This is a genomic window from Ramlibacter agri (genome assembly GCF_012927085.1).
GTDB classification, from domain to species: domain Bacteria; phylum Pseudomonadota; class Gammaproteobacteria; order Burkholderiales; family Burkholderiaceae_C; genus Ramlibacter; species Ramlibacter agri.
This window is the reverse complement of record NZ_JABBFX010000001.1, coordinates 60,016-75,358: the sequence shown is the minus strand read 5'-3', so window position 1 is coordinate 75,358 and position 15,343 is coordinate 60,016. Positions and strand designations below refer to the sequence as shown.

The window sequence follows — 15,343 nt, the reverse complement described above, 5'->3', positions numbered from 1 at the left end:
CATCGCTCTCCTTAATAACTGTGGGCGCCGTGCACGCCCAGGCTCATCTGGTATTGCAGCGTCCATTGCCAATCGGGGTTGCCGGGCCGGGCGCGATCCTGCGCGACCTGCACGCGCCAGCGCGAGAACTCGCTGGGGTTCCAGTCGACCATCAGCGTCTGCTTGCTCGGGCTGCCGCTGTCCAGGCCGACCAGGCCGGCGTTGGCGCCGTAGTCCGGCGTGCCGTAGCCCAGGCGTTCCGTGCGCAGGCCGACGCGCCAGCGCGGCATGAACTGGTACACGCCCTGCAGGTACCAGCCGGACTGCGCCTGGCGATAGCTGCCGGACGACGCCGCGCCGGTGGTGTCCGCCACCAGCGAGCCGTCACGCGTCGCATGCAGGTATTCACCTTGCAGCTTGAAGTTGGTCCGCGTGGCGTTGCCGTTGGGCGCCCACTTCCACACTGCATCGGCGATCCAGACGTTGGTGCTGCCGCTGAAGGAGTTGGTGATCGGGTTGCCCACCGGGTCGAACGCCGACAGGTCCTGGTTCGTGGCCTTCGCGTTCAGGTACGAGAGACCGGCGCGCCAGCTCTGGCTCTCGCCGATGTCGCCGCCGGTGTGGGCGGAGATCGCCGACATGCCGGCGCCGTTGCGGTTGCTGTCGGTGCCGGGGTAGCTGCGGCCGCGCCCGAGTTCGCCGCGGATCTCGAAGAACTGGTCGGTCGGCGCCAGCCACGCGACCTGCAGGCCGTCGTCGTTGAACTGGGTGCCCAGCATGGCCTGGTAGGCCAGCGGCGCGTCCGCGAAGTCCCAGGTGTGGGCGTGCTGCGAGTTCAGGTAACCCACGCTGGAGAAGAAGCGGCCCGCCTTCAAGGTCAGCCCGTTGCCCAGCGAAGTGGTCTGCACGTAGGCCTCTTCGATCGAGACGCTGTTGTCCGGCTCGAAGGCGATGTTGGCCTGGCCGCGGAACCAGGGGTCGATGTTGGCCGTGAGCGCCAGCTCGCTTTCCGCCAGGCTGAAGCCGCGGGTGCCGGGGCCGATCTGGGCGTCCGGCGGCAGGCTGAAGCCGCGGATGCGGTAGTCGGCCGGGTCGCGCGAGGTGCGCGTGTACTGGCCCGACAGGATCAGCGAAGTCTCCAGCAGCGACTGCGTGCTGGCCTGCGCGCTGGGCACGGGCTGGGGCGGCGGCGCGATCGCGGTCGGAGGCAGCGGCGCGCCCGGGGCGGCAGCCGTGGCCGGCGCGGCCGTCGGCGGCTGCGCCTTCTGCGCGTCTTCCGCGGCCTGCAGCCTTTGTTCCAGCGCCTTGATGCGCTGCTCGTAGTCCGCTTTCATCGCGTCGATCTCGCGACGCAGGCTTTGGGTATCGGAGGCGGGCTGCGCAACGGCGCTGCCCGCGGCGAGGCAGAGCACCAGCCCTGCCGAACGCCATGAGGAATCCATGTTTGCTCCTGGACGAATGACGAAACGCACGCGCTGGGAGGCGCGCGTGCGGGGAAAGTCAGGCGTTCAGGAAGGGCGGGGCGCGGCTGCGATAGGCCGGGAGGTCGACGGCGCGCAGGACCTGGGCCGCCGGCGCCTGGGGTTGCGCTTCCGGCAGGGGCACCGGCAGCACGGCAAACGCGGCCGGGGCCGGCGCAGCGCCGCCGACGGCGGCCGCTACCACGCACAGGTCACAGCTGGATGGCAGGTGGAGCGGTGTGTCGCGGTCGGTCGCGCTGGCGGCTGCGTGCAGGTGCAGCAGCGCGTGCGTGGCCGAGGCCCATTGGGCCGCCGGCAGCCACAGCGCGAGCACCAGCAGCCACGCCCAGGGGCGGTGGCGCAGGTTGCGGCGGAAGGCGGCCAGCGTCATGGCGACAAGGATACTCGTTCAGCGCAGCCAGCCGCGCTTGCGGAAGTACAGCATGGGCACCAGCGCGCTCGCGATCATCACCGTCACGACATATGGATAGCCCAGGTCGCCCAGCCAGGCGATTTCCGGGAAGCGGACGTTCATGCCGTAGATGCTGGCCACCAGCGTCGGCGGCAGCAGCGCGACGCTGGCCACCGAGAAGATCTTGATGATCTTGTTCTGGTTGATGTTGATGAAGCCGACGGTGGCGTCCATCAGGAAGTTGATCTTGTCGAACAGGAAGGCCGTGTGCGAATCCAGCGACTCGATGTCGCGCAGGATCTGCCGCGCTTCCTCGAACTGGCCGGCGTTGAGCATGCGGCTGCGCATCAGGAAGCTGACGGCGCGCCGGGTGTCCATCACGTTGCGGCGGATGCGCCCGTTCATGTCTTCCTGCCGCGCGATCTGGCCCAGCACCTCGCTGGCCAGTTCGTCCGTCACCTGGCCGTTCAGCACCTTGGCGCTGGCTTTTTCCAGCGCCTCGTAGATGCCTTCCAGCGTGTCGGCGGAGTATTCGGCGTCGGCGTCGAAGAGCTTCAGCAGCACTTCCTTGGCGTCCTCGATCAGGCCGGGGGCGCGGCGCGCGCGCATGCGCACCAGCCGGAACACCGGCACGTCCTCGTCGTGAATGGAGAACAGCACGCCGTGGCTCTTCAGCGAGGCGTTCAGCAGGTTCAGGATGAAGGCCACGCGCACCGTGCGCGGCTCGTCTTCGTCGGCGATCAGAAAGTCGCTGCGGATGTGGAGGTCGCCGTTGTCCTCTTCATAGAAGCGGGCGGATTCCTCGATGTCCTCGTCGGTCGCGTCCTCCGGGAAGGACAGGCCGTAGTACTGCTTCACCCAGCGCTTTTCTTCCGGCGTGGGCGCTTCCAGGTCGACCCAGATCGGCTGGAAGCGCGAGAGCTCCTCCAGCGACTCGATCTCCTCCTGGAACAGGCGGCCGTTGGCGAGCGTGAAGATATTCAGCATGCGAAATTCGCCGCGATTATGCCGCGCTGCAGCGGCCGTTCACGCGAAGAATGCCAGCAGTTCGTCCTTGCGCGCATAGGCATCCTGCTCACCCAGCGACACCAGGGCCTGCACGAACGCGGGCTCGAACAGCAGGTAGCTGGCCAGCGCGCCGCCGCCATTGCGCAGCGCCGCGGCGCCGCCCAGTGCGCGCTGCACGGTGGGCGGCAGCAGGTGCGCGTGCTTGCGGGCGATGGCGTCCAGCGATTCGGTGGGCTGGATCGCCAGCACCTCGATGGCGCGGTAGGGCAACACGGAGGCCAGCTCGCGCGGCAACTCGTGCAGCGTGCGCGCCAGCCTTTGCGTCTGCTCGACGTCGCCCTGCAGGGTGTCGTGGAAGACGCTGGCCATCGCATGGGCGGCCATGCCGGCAAAGCCGGGCGCGCCGGCCACGTGCCCCACGCCGAAGCCGCTGCGCTCCGGCTGGCCGACTCCGACGACCAGCACCTTGCGCGCGCCCAGGTGCACGGCCGGCGACAGCGGCGAGACTTGCCGCATGGAGCCGTCGCCGAAGAATTCGCGGTGGCCGTCCACCCACAGCGGCGTCGCGGGAAAGAGGAAGGGGATGGCGCTGGACGCCATCAGGTGTTCGATGGTGAGCGGCTGGAATTCGGCGCGCCGGCCCGGTCGGTTCCAGGGCTGGCGTTCGGTGGCGGCCTGGCAGAAGGTCCAGTGCACGCCGCTGGTGTAGCTGGAGGCGGTGATCGCCACCGCGTCCAGCGCCCCGGCCTGCAGCGCGCCGTCGATGCCGGCCAGCGGGATGGCGCGGTGCAGGGTGTCCACCAGCGGCATGGTGTCGAGGATGGCGCCGCGCCGGCGCGCCTCGCCCCACAGGCGGGCCGCGGCCAGCAGCCGGCTGAAGCCGACCCAGGCCGGCGCTTCCAGTTGGTAGACGTGGTTGCAGTGCAGGTCGCCCCAGAAGGCGCGCAGTTCGTCGAAGGCGACCATGCCGCGGGCGGCGCCGCTGGCCAGGTAGGCCACGTTCAGCGCGCCGGCCGAGGTCCCGACCAGGACCTGGAAGGGAAAGTGGGCGTCGTTGCCGGGTTGCAGCCGCAACATGGAGGCGAGGGCGCCCAGCACGCCCACCTGGTAGGCGGTGCGGGCGCCGCCGCCCATGAGGACGAGCGCGCGCGTCGGCCGCTCGTGGTCGACCATGCCGCCCTGGATGATGGAATCGAGGCTCATTGCTTGCGTTTTGACCCTGAATCGTAGAGCTTGCCGCACCAGTCGCGAGCATTGCCTGCATGGAGGTTACTGCTGTGTAGGAGGAGAAGGATTCGTCCTACACGGCTGGGCCAGAACGTCCGACACCATGGCTCAGGAGGCCTCCCTACAGTAGCTCCATCCCCGGGTAAAGCCGGGCACTGCAACCAGGAGCCACGATGATCCAGCTAGCGACCGACCCGAACGCCAGCCGTCCGAACTGGCGTCCCGCCCCGGCCGAAGCCAAGGACGGCACCCTGGCCGCCAGCCGCCGCAGTGGCCACGCCTGGCCGTTCATCAGCAGACTCGAGGAACGGTCGGAACCACAGGAACGCAAGCGCTCGCCCAGCCCGCACGTCGGCAGCTGAGGGCGCAAGGAGAAGCCAAGTGCACAAGGAACCCAAGTCCATCAACCGTTTCCACGACACGCCGCGCGACAAGCCGCAGGCCGAGCGCGTCGAACACGCCAACCTGGAACGCCCGGGCGCCCAGGCGCACCCCAAGGCCATGGGCTGGAGCCGCGTCCACGACCCGGTCGCCGGCTGGCGCCTGCGCTAAGCGCAAATCCACCCCTGCGGAAAGCCGGCCCTGCGAGGCCGGCTTTCGTCATTGGGCCTTCCGTTTTCCTGTCTCCCATGACGCAGCGCAAATGCACCTGCGGCAGAGGCGCATATTCATTGCAATTCGATGACAGGGCGGGCATAGTGGTTCGCAAGACAGCCAGATTCCGAGTTCCTTCCCCAGTGCCAAGAACAGGAGGCTCCATGAACCTGACGATCAGCGGTCACCACCTCGAAGTTACCCCCGCTCTGCGCAACTACGTGACCACCAAGCTTGATCGAATCACCCGCCACTTTGAACAAGTCGTCGACATCCGGGTCCTCTTGACCGTCGAAAAGCAGAAGGAGAAGGAACGAAGGCAGCGTGCTGAATGCAGAATCCACGTGAAGGGCAACGATATGTTTGCCGAAAGCGCCCATGAAGACCTGTACGCGGCGCTGGACGAACTGGTCGACAAGCTCGACCGCCAGGTCGGCCGGCACAAGACCCGCCTGCAGGACCACCATTGCGATGCGCCCAAGCGCGTGATGTAAACCTCGCAGAAACCGTGCAAAGGCCCGCATACGCGGGTCTTTTCGTTTGTGGCGTCCTCCACGAAGGGGGCTGTTACCGTTTTGTTGCAGTGCACTCGCCGGGTGCATAATCCGCCCCAAGTCATCATGAACCGCCTTGCGTCCATCCTGCCGCCCGCCCAGGTCCTGGTCGGCGTCGACGCCACCAGCAAGAAGCGCGCATTCGAGGAAGCCGGGCTTCTCTTCGAAAACCTGCACGGCTTGTCGCGTGCCCTGATCACCGACAGCCTGTTCGCGCGCGAGCGCCTGGGCTCCACCGGCCTGGGGCACGGCGTCGCCATTCCGCACGGCCGCATCAAGGGCCTGAAGGCCCCGATGGCGGCCCTGTTCCGCCTGGCCTACCCGATCGGCTTCGACGCCCCGGACGAGCAACCGGTGAACCTGCTCATCTTCCTGCTGGTGCCGGAAGCCGCGACGCAGAAGCACCTGGAAATCCTGTCCGAGATCGCCGAGCTGCTGAGCGATGCGCCCCTGCGCGAGAAGATCAAGGCCTGTACCGACGCCGGCGAGCTGCACCGGCTGATCGCGTCCTGGCAATCGGCGCAGCCGAACTGAAGCGCGCTTGAAGCCGACCGTCGTTTCCGCCGACGTCCTGTTCGAAGACCACCGGGCCCAGCTCAAGTGGGAGTGGGTAGCCGGGCTGGGCGCGTCCGAACGCCGCTTCGACGAAGTGGCGGTGCGCCAGGCGCGCTCCGGCGCCGACCTGGTCGGCTACCTGAACTACATCCACCCGTACCGCGTCCAGATCCTGGGCGAGCGCGAGGTGGCCTACCTCACCAACGCCACGGCCGAAGATTGCGCGCGCCGCATCGCGCGCATCGTCACGCTGGAGCCGCCGGTGCTGGTGCTCACGGACAACCAGCAGGCGCCCGAGGCGCTGCTGTCCATGTGCGAGCGGGCCCAGATCCCGATGTTCTCGACCCGGGAGCCCTCGGCCTTCGTCATCGACGTGCTGCGGGCCTACCTGTCCAAGCATTTCGCCGAGCGCACCTCGATGCACGGCGTGTTCATGGACATCCTGGGCCTGGGCGTGCTGATCACCGGGGAGTCCGGGCTGGGCAAGAGCGAGCTGGGCCTGGAGCTGATCACCCGCGGCAACGGCCTGGTGGCCGACGACGCGGTGGACCTGTACCGGGTCAACCAGACCACCATCGAAGGCCGCTGCCCCGAACTGCTGCAGAACCTGCTGGAGGTGCGCGGCATCGGCCTGCTGGACATCCGAGCGATCTTCGGCGAGACGGCCGTGCGGCGGAAACTGCGGCTGCGGCTGATCGTGCACCTGGTGCGGCGCGAGACGATGGAGCGCGAATACGAGCGCCTCCCCTACGAGCCGCTCACCCAGGAAGTGCTGGGCGTCGCGATCCGCAAGGCGGTGATCCCGGTGGTCGCCGGCCGCAACATCGCCGTGCTGGTGGAAGCGGCCGTGCGCAACACCATCCTGCAGCTGCGGGGCGTGGATACCTACCAGGAGTTCGTGGAGCGCCACCGGCGCGCCATGGAAAACGGCGGCTGACGCCGGCGCGTCAGCGCCTCGGCCGGTGCGGGCAGTTCTCTTTGGTGCAGTGCGCGTACAGGCTCAGCGCATGCTCGGCGATCTCGAAACCCTTGGCTTTCGCCACGTCGTTCTGGCGGCGTTCGATTTCCGGGTCGTAGAACTCTTCCACCCGCCCGCAATCCAGGCACACCAGGTGGTCGTGGTGGGTGCCTTCGTTCAGTTCGTAGACGGCCTTGCCGCTCTCGAAATGGCTGCGGGACAGGATGCCGGCCTGCTCGAACTGCGTCAGCACGCGGTAGACGGTGGCCAGGCCGATGTCGGAGCGCTCTTCCAGCAGCACGCGGAAGACGTCTTCCGCGGTCATGTGCCGCTGGCTGCCTTTCTGGAAGACCTCGAGGATCTTCAGGCGCGGCAGCGTGGCCTTGAGGCCGGTGCTCTTGAGGTCTTCGATGTTGGACATGGTGCGCTCGGCGGCCCGGAGGGGGCCGCTACAATGGCCCGATCATATCGCCAGCCCTTTCCATGCCTGCCTTGCCCATGCGCAACCCGTGCCGAGCCGCCGCTGTCCTGGCCGCGGTACTCCTGGCCGGCTGCGGCTCCCTCGACAGCGTCAGCAACTCCATCGTGGACACCGTGCGGCCCTACCGCGTCGAGGTGGTCCAGGGCAACTTCGTCTCGAAGGAGCAGGTGGAGGCGCTGCAGAAAGGCATGACGCGCCAGCAGGTGCGCGAAGTGCTCGGCACCCCGCTGGTCTCCAGCATCTTCCACGGCGACCGCTGGGACTACGTCTTCACGCTCAAGCGCCAGGGCGTCCCGCCGCAGCAGCGCCACCTGGCCGTCTTCTTCGAAAGCGACAAGCTGGCCCGCTGGGACGGCGACGCCATGCCCAGCGAGGCCGAATTCGTCTCGGCGCTGGAAAAGCACAAGGGCAGCGGCAAGGTGCCGCCGCTGGTGGCCACCGAGGAGCAACTGCGCGCGGCTTCGACCAAGAACAGCGCGCCGCCGCAGCCGGCTCCGGCCGTAAGCGCGCCGGTCGCGGGCACGCCGCCCACCAGCTACCCGCCGCTCGAAGCTCCCGCGCGCTGAACGACACCATGGCCAAGACCCCCGTCTCCCTCAAGCAGGTGGCCGTGGCGGGCGCGGTGCAGCGCCCCCATGCCCCCGGCAGCCACCACCAGGTCGCCGTCGCTGGCGCCACCGGCCGCATGGGCCACATGCTCATCGAGGCCATCCGCGCCTCGGACGACTGCCGCCTGGCCGGCGCGCTGGACGTGCCGGCCAGCCCCGCCATCGGCAACGATGCCGCCGCCTTCCTGGGCCACGCCAGCGGCGTGCCGGTGACGGCCGACGTCCGCGCCGGCCTCGAGCATGCCGAGGTCCTGATCGATTTCACCCGGCCGGAAGGCACGCTGGCGCACCTGAAGGTCTGCCGCGAGCGCGGCGTGAAGGCGGTGATCGGCACGACCGGCTTCACCGACGCCCAGAAGCGCGAAATCGAAGACACCGCCCGCGACATCGCGATCGTGCTGGCGCCCAACATGAGCGTGGGCGTGAACGTCACGCTCAAGCTGATCGAGATGGCGGCCCAGGCGCTGGCCACCGGCTACGACATCGAGGTGATCGAGGCGCACCACCGCCACAAGGTGGACGCGCCCTCGGGCACCGCGCTGAAGATGGGCGAGGTCATCGCCGAGGCGCTGGGCCGCGACCTGAAGAAGGACGGCGTTTTCCAGCGCCACGGGGTCACCGGTGAGCGCGACCCGTCCAGCATCGGCTTCTCCGCCATCCGCGGCGGCGACATCGTGGGCGACCACACCGTGCTGTTCGCCGGCACCGGCGAGCGCATCGAGATCACCCACAAGGCGGCCAGCCGCGCCACGTACGCCCAGGGCAGCCTGCGGGCCGTGCGCTTCCTGGCCGACAAGGACAAGGGCTTGTTCGACATGTTCGACGTCCTCGGCCTGCGCACCGCATGAGCTTGCTCGGGCTGTTCCGCCAGGGCGATGCCATCACCCAGGTGGTGGCCCTGCTGCTCCTGGTGATGTCGGTGTCCAGCTGGGTCGTCATCCTCTGGAAGGGCTGGCTGCTGCGGCGGGCCAGCGGCGACGTCGCGCGAAGTACGGCCGCCTTCTGGCAGTCCGGCTCCATCGCCGAAGCCCAGCAGAAAGTCGGCGCCTTCGACCGCGAGGCGCTGGTCCTGCCCCTGATCACCGCCACCCAGCAACAGCCGCCCGGCTCGCTGGCCGCCGCGGCCGACAAGTCGCAGCAGCTCACCCGGGTGCTGCGCGACGCCCTGCATGCCGTGCTGGCCAAGCTGCAGTTCGGCCAGGTGCTGCTGGCCACCGTGGGTTCGACGGCGCCTTTCGTGGGCCTGCTGGGCACCGTCTGGGGCATCTACCATGCGCTGACGGGCATCGCCACCTCGGGCCAGATCACCATCGACAAGGTGTCCGGGCCGGTCGGCGAGTCGCTGATCATGACGGCCGCCGGCCTGGCGGTCGCCATCCCGGCCGTGCTGGGCTACAACATCTTCGGCCGCCTGATCGGCCGGATCGAGGCCGACCTGGAAGGCTTCGCCCGCGACCTGCGCGAGCTGCTGGCGAACGGGAGCGCCTGACATGGCTTTCGGCCGGCTGGAGCGCACCGTGGGCGACCCGCCCATGAGCGAGATCAACGTCACCCCGCTGGTGGACGTGATGCTGGTGCTGGTGGTGATCTTCATCATCACCGCCCCGCTGCTGGCCAGCTCGATCCGGCTGGACCTGCCCAAGGCCGAAGGCACCCAGGCCGGCGACACCCCCCGCTTCGTCACGGTGGTGGTGGACGCCAAGGGCGGCCTGTTCCTCAACGACAAGCCGGTCAGCGCCCAGGAGCTGGGCGACCAGCTCGGCGCCGCCGGCAAGGCCAACCCGGACACCGAAATCCAGCTGCGGGCGGACCAGGCGGTCCCCTACGGCAAGGTGGTCGAGGTGATGGGCCTGGCGCACAAGGCGGGGCTGCAGCGCATCGGCTTCGTGGCCGAACCGGCGAAGAATTAGGGTTCTCCAGCCCTTGCGCCGGGGGAAGAGGGGGCCAACCCCTACAATTTCCCCATCATGGAAGACAAGTACAACCACCTGGCGGTTGAAAAGGCCGCCCAGGCCGACTGGTCCGCGCGCGATGCCTACCGCGTGACCGAGGATGCGGGCAGGAAGAAGTTCTACGCCTGCTCCATGCTGCCTTACCCCTCCGGCAAGCTGCACATGGGCCACGTTCGCAACTACACGATCAACGACATGTTGACGCGTTACCTGCGGATGAACGGCTACAACGTGCTGATGCCCATGGGGTGGGACGCCTTCGGCCTGCCGGCGGAGAACGCGGCGCTGAAGAACAAGGTGCCGCCCGCCAAGTGGACGTACGAGAACATCGCGTACATGAAGGGCCAGATGCAGGCCATGGGCCTGGCCATCGACTGGTCGCGCGAGATCGCCACCTGCGACCCCAGCTACTACCAGTGGAACCAGTGGCTGTTCCTGAAGATGCTGGAAAAGGGCATCGCCTACCGCAAGACCCAGGTCGTCAACTGGGACCCGGTGGACATGACCGTGCTGGCCAACGAGCAGGTGATCGACGGCAAGGGCTGGCGCACCGGCGCGGTCGTCGAGAAGCGCGAGATCCCGGGCTACTACCTGAAGATCACCGACTACGCCGAGGAACTGCTGGACCACGTGCAGCACCACCTGCCCGGCTGGCCGGAGCGCGTGAAGCTGATGCAGGAAAACTGGATCGGCAAGAGCGAAGGCGTGCGCTTCGCCTTCACGCACGACATCAAGGGCGAAGACGGCCAGTTGGTCGGCGGCGGCCACATGTACGTCTTCACGACGCGTGCCGACACGATCATGGGCGTGACCTTTGCCGCTGTGGCGCCGGAGCACCCGATCGCCGCGGTGGCCGCGAAGCGCGACCCCAAGATCGCCGCCTTCATCGAGGAATGCAAGAAGGGCGGCACCACCGAGGCCGAACTGGCGCTGCGCGAGAAGGAAGGCATGCCCACCGGCCTGACGGTGACGCACCCGCTCACGCACGAACAGGTGCCGGTGTGGGTCGGCAACTACGTGCTCATGGGCTACGGCGACGGCGCCGTCATGGGCGTGCCGGGCCATGACGAGCGCGACTTCGCCTTCGCGCTGAAGTACAAGCTGCCGATCCTGCAGGTGGTCGACGTCGACGGCCGCCACTACGACTACCACCGCTGGCAGGAGTGGTACGCCGACAAGGAAATCGGCGTCACCATCAACAGCGACATCTTCAGCGGCTTCAACTACAAGGACGCCGTCAACGCTGTGGCGCACCAGCTGTCCTTGAAGGGCCTGGGCGAGAAGAAGACCACCTGGCGCCTGCGCGACTGGGGCGTGAGCCGCCAGCGCTACTGGGGCACGCCGATCCCCATCATCCACTGCGACGAACACGGCGCGGTGCCGGTGCCGGAAAAGGACCTGCCCGTGGTGCTGCCGCAGGACTGCGTGCCGGACGGCAGCGGCAACCCGCTGAACAAGCGCGAGGACTTCCTGGCCTGCAAGTGCCCGGTGTGCGGCAAGCCGGCGCGGCGCGAGACCGACACCATGGACACCTTCGTGGATTCGTCCTGGTACTTCATGCGCTACTGCGACCCGAAGAACGACCAGAAGATGGTCGCCGACGGCACGCAGTACTGGATGCCGATGGACCAGTACATCGGCGGCATCGAGCACGCGATCCTGCACCTGCTGTACGCGCGCTTCTGGACCAAGGTGATGCGTGACCTGGGCCTGGTCACGATCGACGAACCCTTCACCCGCCTGCTGACGCAGGGCATGGTGCTGAACGAGGCCTTCTCGCGCACCACGACTGGCAAGCAGTACTACTGGGCGCATGAACTGGACATCGTGCGCGACGAGCACGCCAACGTGCTGTCCGCCACCGCCAAGGCCGACGGCCAGCCGGTGACCTACGAGGGCTGGACCACGATGTCCAAGTCCAAGAACAACGGCGTCGACCCGCAGCACCTGATCGAGAAGTACGGCGCCGACACCGCGCGCCTGTACACGATGTTCACGGCGCCGCCGGAAGCCACGCTGGAGTGGAACGACGCCGCGCTCGAAGGCAGCTACCGCTTCCTGCGCCGGGTGTGGAACTACGGCGCCAAGCTGGCGCAGGCCCCGGCCGGTGCCAGTGGCGCCGGCTACGGCAAGAAGGCGCAGGCGCTGCGCCGCGAGATCCACTCGGTGCTGAAGCAGGTGGACTACGACTACCAGCGCATGCAGTACAACACCGTGGTCTCGGGCGCGATGAAGATGCTGAACGCGCTGGAGAGCTTCGACGGCGAGGCCGAGGCCGGCGCCGCGGGCGTCCAGCGCGAAGGCTTCGGCATCCTGCTGCGCGCGCTGTACCCGGTGACGCCGCACGTCACTCAGGCGCTGTGGAACGAGCTGGGCCTGCGCGAATCCATCGGCGAGCTGCTCGACGCGCCCTGGCCGCAGGTCGACGAGGCCGCGCTGAAGCTGGACGAAGTGGAGCTGATGCTGCAGGTCAACGGCAAGCTGCGCGGCTCGATCCTGGTGCCCGCCAGCGCGGACAAGGCGCTGATCGAGAAGACGGCGCTGGCGAGCGAAGCGTTCACCAAGTTCGCGGCCGGCGCCACGCCGAAGAAGGTCATCGTGGTGCCGGGTCGCCTGGTGAACGTGGTCGTATGAAGCGTCGTTTCCTCCTGACGCTGGCCGCACCGGCGGTCCTGGCCGGCTGCGGTTTCAAGCTGCGGGAAGCGCCGGACTTCGCGTTCGACGCCATCCTGATCAACGCGCCCGGCGGCTCCAACCTGATGCCGGAGCTGCGGCGCAACCTGCAGTCCACCGGCAAGGTGAAGGTGCTGACCACGCCGCCGCCAGCGGTGCTGCCGGCGCCGACGACCATTGCCGCGCCGCAGGCGCCGGCCAGCGCGCCGGTGCCGACCGCGCCCGGCTCGGTCATCCTCGACATCCTGCAGGAGCAGCGCGAGAAGATCGTCGTGGGCCTGACCGCCTCCGGCCAGGTGCGCGAGTTCGAGCTGCGCACGCGGATCCGCATCCGCCTGCGCAGCGCGGGTGGCAAGGAACTGATTCCCGAGACCGAGCTGCTGCAGACGCGCGACATCAGCTTCAACGAATCCAACGTGCTGTCGAAGGAATCCGAAGAAGCGCTGCTGTACCGCGACATGCAGACGGACCTGGTGCAGCAGATCATGCGCCGGCTGGCCTCGATCAAGGCCGTGTAAGACGCGGGCCGCGGCCCGCCCGTCGGCCGGCTTGCGCCGGCTGACCTTCCCGTCCTACAAGCCCTGGACGGCTCCACTGCGAACCTGCAACCTCCTGTCGCGGCCCGACTCCAACGAAGAGCCAGGCCGCCGCAAAGGTCACGCACGCCACGAACGTCGGCGGGAGATTGCGATGGATGCAAGCAGCAGCAACACGAACCCCACGGACCTCTACGTGGGCAAGGAAGCCCGCTTCGGCGCGCGCAACTACGCGCCGGTGCCGGTGGTGGTCGACCACGCCAGGGACTGCCTGGTCTGGGACGTGGAAGGCCGCGAGTACATCGACATCATGGGCGCCTATTCGGCCGTGAGCCACGGCCACCTGCATCCGCGGGTGGTGGCCGCCGCCGAGCGCCAGCTGCAGAAGGTGGCGGTGATGTCCCGCGCCTACTACAGCACCACGCTGGGCCCTTTCCTGGAGAAGCTGTCGGCGCTGACCGGCTTCGAGCGCATCCTGCCGATGAACACCGGCGCCGAAGCGGTCGAAACGGCGATCAAGTGCGCGCGGCGCTGGGGCCACCAGGTGAAGGGCATCCCGGACGGCCGCCAGCGCATCCTGGTGGCGCGCGGCAACTTCCACGGCCGCACCAGCACCATCATCGGCTTCTCCAGCGAGGAGGAGTACCGCACCGGCTTCGGGCCTTTCGACGGCGGCTTCCAGCATTTCGACTACGGCGACATGGCCAGCCTGAAGGCGGCCGCGAGCGTAGACACCTGCGCCGTGCTGATCGAACCGATCCAGGGCGAGGCCGGCGTGCGGGTGCCGCCGCCCGGCTTCTTCCGCGAACTGCGCGACTGGTGCACGGCCAACAACGTGCTGCTGATCGACGACGAGGTGCAGGCGGGCCTCGGCCGCACCGGCAAGTGGTTCGCCTTCGAGCACGAAGGCATCCGGCCCGACGCGCTGATCCTGGGCAAGGCGCTGGGCGCCGGCCTGTTGCCTGTGAGCGCCTTCTGCGCCGACGACCGCGTGATGCAGGTCTTCACGCCCAACAGCCATGGCTCCACCTTCGGCGGCAACGCGCTGGCGGCGGCGGTGGCGCTGGAAGGGCTGAAGGTGCTGGAAGAGGAGCATCTCGTCGACCAGTGCGCGGAAAAGGGCGACTACCTGTTCGCCCGCCTGCGCGAGGTGCAGGCCGAGGTGCAGCCGCTGATCCGCGACGTGCGCGGGCGCGGCCTGTGGGTGGGCGTGGACCTGGAACCATCCTGTGCCACGGCTCGCCAGCTGGTCGAACGGCTGGCGCGCGGCGGGGTGCTGTCGAAGGAAACGCACGCAACGGTGATCCGCTTCGCGCCGCCGTTGACGATCACGCACGCGCTGATCGACCGCGCGGTCGACGTGTTTCGCCAGGTCTGCCAGGAAAAGCTGCGCGAGCTGGGCGTGCCGAAACCGTAAAACCTCTACGCGAGCACGCGCGTGTGCCCCGCCGCGCGCTCACGCACGGCTTCCATCATCCTTTGCGCAAAGGCCGTGCAAAGGCTGCCTGAACCCGTCCCCTCCAGCGCCGCCAGCCCCAGCTGCGTGCCGATGCACGGCCTGAAAGGCCGCAGCACCAGCGGCAGCCGGTCGCAATAGCTCGCGATCAGGCCATTCACCAGGGCTAACCCCAGCCCCGCGGCGACGAAGCTGCAGGCCACGCCCACCGAATGCACTTCGGCCGCCACGCGCGGCAGCACGCGGGCCTGCCGGAAAGCCTGGTCGATCTCGTGGCGCAGCTGGCGCTGGCGGCCCAGGAACACCAGCGGCTCCGCTTCGAGATCCGCGGGCCCCAGCGATTCGCGGGTGGCCAGCCGGTGGCCCTCGGGCAGCACGCAGACGATGTCCGTCTCCAGCGTGGCGAGCAGCGCGAGGCCCGGAATGTCGGCCGGCAGCTGCACCATGGCCAGGTCCACGTCGCGCCCGACGACGGCCCGCGCCGCTTCGCCGTAGCTGGTGGACAGCACCTCCAGCACCACGTCGGGCCTTTCGGCCATGAATTGCCGCACCAGCGCCGGCATCATTTCGGACGCGAGCGTGTTCGGCACCGCCACCTTCAGCAGCTTGCGCTGGAAGCCGCCCAGGCGCAGCTGCTCCGAGTGGCGGCGGAAACCCAGGGCCGATTCGACCACGCGCTGCGCGTCAGGCAGCAGCGCTTCGGCCTCGGGCGTGGGCACCAGCCGGCCCTTCTGGCGCGCGAACAGGCGCAGGCCCAGGTCCTCTTCGAGCTGCGCGAGCATGCGGCTGATCGCCGACTGCGACAGGCCCAGCTGCTCGCCGGCCGCGATCGTCGATCCGCTGGTCATGATGGCCTGGAAGGCCTCGAGCTGCCGGAGGTTCATGGCCTG

18 protein-coding genes are annotated in these 15,343 nt (G+C 68.4%); 12 read left to right on the top strand and 6 right to left on the bottom strand.

Annotation, left to right across the window (positions count from 1 at the left end):
• Positions 1 to 11: 11 nt before the first annotated feature.
• From HHL11_RS00405 to HHL11_RS00390, 4 genes are read right to left on the bottom strand one after another with little or no spacing between them, the layout of a single operon-like run.
• Positions 12 to 1,421, bottom strand: coding sequence for a porin family protein (locus HHL11_RS00405; RefSeq protein WP_169416413.1), 1,410 nt, complete (start codon positions 1,419 to 1,421; stop codon positions 12 to 14).
• Between the two features lie 58 nt (positions 1,422 to 1,479).
• Positions 1,480 to 1,830, bottom strand: coding sequence for a hypothetical protein (locus HHL11_RS00400; protein WP_169416412.1), 351 nt, complete (start codon positions 1,828 to 1,830; stop codon positions 1,480 to 1,482).
• Positions 1,831 to 1,848: 18 nt separating this feature from the next.
• Entirely contained in the window at positions 1,849 to 2,838 is a 990-nt protein-coding gene (gene corA / locus HHL11_RS00395; protein WP_169416411.1) for a magnesium/cobalt transporter CorA, read from the bottom strand.
• A gap of 39 nt (positions 2,839 to 2,877) precedes the next feature.
• The gene (locus HHL11_RS00390) at positions 2,878 to 4,062 is read right to left on the bottom strand and encodes a patatin-like phospholipase family protein (RefSeq protein ID WP_169416410.1); all 1,185 of its coding nucleotides are present in this window, start codon (positions 4,060 to 4,062) and stop codon (positions 2,878 to 2,880) included.
• 197 nt (positions 4,063 to 4,259) lie between these two features.
• Between HHL11_RS00390 and HHL11_RS00385 the strand changes: the two genes are divergently transcribed.
• The 5 genes from HHL11_RS00385 (at position 4,260) to hprK (ending at position 6,726) form a co-directional block, all read left to right on the top strand.
• Positions 4,260 to 4,448, top strand: a complete 189-nt coding sequence (locus HHL11_RS00385; protein WP_169416409.1) for a hypothetical protein — start codon at positions 4,260 to 4,262, stop codon at positions 4,446 to 4,448.
• 19 nt (positions 4,449 to 4,467) lie between these two features.
• Positions 4,468 to 4,638 carry a hypothetical protein gene (locus HHL11_RS00380; protein ID WP_169416408.1) on the top strand — a complete coding sequence of 57 codons (171 nt, stop codon included), beginning with the start codon at positions 4,468 to 4,470 and terminating at the stop codon, positions 4,636 to 4,638.
• Between the two features lie 206 nt (positions 4,639 to 4,844).
• Entirely contained in the window at positions 4,845 to 5,174 is a 330-nt protein-coding gene (gene hpf / locus HHL11_RS00375; protein WP_169416407.1) for a ribosome hibernation-promoting factor, HPF/YfiA family, read from the top strand.
• 126 nt (positions 5,175 to 5,300) lie between these two features.
• Complete coding sequence (locus tag HHL11_RS00370; protein ID WP_169416406.1) at positions 5,301 to 5,768, top strand: PTS sugar transporter subunit IIA; 468 nt, start codon at positions 5,301 to 5,303, stop codon at positions 5,766 to 5,768.
• 7 nt (positions 5,769 to 5,775) lie between these two features.
• The gene (gene hprK / locus HHL11_RS00365) at positions 5,776 to 6,726 is read left to right on the top strand and encodes an HPr(Ser) kinase/phosphatase (protein WP_169416405.1); all 951 of its coding nucleotides are present in this window, start codon (positions 5,776 to 5,778) and stop codon (positions 6,724 to 6,726) included.
• 10 nt (positions 6,727 to 6,736) lie between these two features.
• Here the strand turns inward: hprK and fur are convergent, their stop codons facing one another.
• Complete coding sequence (gene fur / locus HHL11_RS00360) at positions 6,737 to 7,168, bottom strand: ferric iron uptake transcriptional regulator (protein WP_169416404.1); 432 nt, start codon at positions 7,166 to 7,168, stop codon at positions 6,737 to 6,739.
• 77 nt (positions 7,169 to 7,245) lie between these two features.
• Between fur and HHL11_RS00355 the strand changes: the two genes are divergently transcribed.
• The 7 genes from HHL11_RS00355 (at position 7,246) to rocD (ending at position 14,414) form a co-directional block, all read left to right on the top strand.
• Positions 7,246 to 7,794 (top strand): outer membrane protein assembly factor BamE domain-containing protein, encoded by a 549-nt coding sequence (locus tag HHL11_RS00355; protein WP_240979974.1) that lies wholly within the window; start codon positions 7,246 to 7,248, stop codon positions 7,792 to 7,794.
• 8 nt (positions 7,795 to 7,802) lie between these two features.
• A complete protein-coding gene (dapB, locus tag HHL11_RS00350; RefSeq protein WP_169416402.1) occupies positions 7,803 to 8,684 on the top strand; it encodes a 4-hydroxy-tetrahydrodipicolinate reductase in 882 nt (293 codons plus the stop codon).
• Positions 8,681 to 9,325 carry a MotA/TolQ/ExbB proton channel family protein gene (locus tag HHL11_RS00345; RefSeq protein ID WP_169416401.1) on the top strand — a complete coding sequence of 215 codons (645 nt, stop codon included), beginning with the start codon at positions 8,681 to 8,683 and terminating at the stop codon, positions 9,323 to 9,325. The genes dapB and HHL11_RS00345 overlap by 4 nt, the downstream gene beginning before the upstream one ends.
• 1 nt (position 9,326) lies before the next feature.
• Positions 9,327 to 9,746, top strand: coding sequence for an ExbD/TolR family protein (locus HHL11_RS00340; RefSeq protein ID WP_169416400.1), 420 nt, complete (start codon positions 9,327 to 9,329; stop codon positions 9,744 to 9,746).
• 57 nt (positions 9,747 to 9,803) lie between these two features.
• A complete protein-coding gene (leuS, locus tag HHL11_RS00335; protein ID WP_169416399.1) occupies positions 9,804 to 12,422 on the top strand; it encodes a leucine--tRNA ligase in 2,619 nt (872 codons plus the stop codon).
• On the top strand, positions 12,419 to 12,979 hold the full coding sequence (locus HHL11_RS00330) for an LPS-assembly lipoprotein LptE (RefSeq protein WP_169416398.1): 561 nt from the start codon (positions 12,419 to 12,421) through the stop codon (positions 12,977 to 12,979). The genes leuS and HHL11_RS00330 overlap by 4 nt, the downstream gene beginning before the upstream one ends.
• 172 nt (positions 12,980 to 13,151) lie before the next feature.
• Positions 13,152 to 14,414 carry an ornithine--oxo-acid transaminase gene (gene rocD, locus HHL11_RS00325; RefSeq protein WP_169416397.1) on the top strand — a complete coding sequence of 421 codons (1,263 nt, stop codon included), beginning with the start codon at positions 13,152 to 13,154 and terminating at the stop codon, positions 14,412 to 14,414.
• 5 nt (positions 14,415 to 14,419) lie between these two features.
• Here the strand turns inward: rocD and HHL11_RS00320 are convergent, their stop codons facing one another.
• Complete coding sequence (locus HHL11_RS00320; RefSeq protein WP_169416396.1) at positions 14,420 to 15,337, bottom strand: LysR family transcriptional regulator; 918 nt, start codon at positions 15,335 to 15,337, stop codon at positions 14,420 to 14,422.
• Positions 15,338 to 15,343 lie beyond the last annotated feature (6 nt).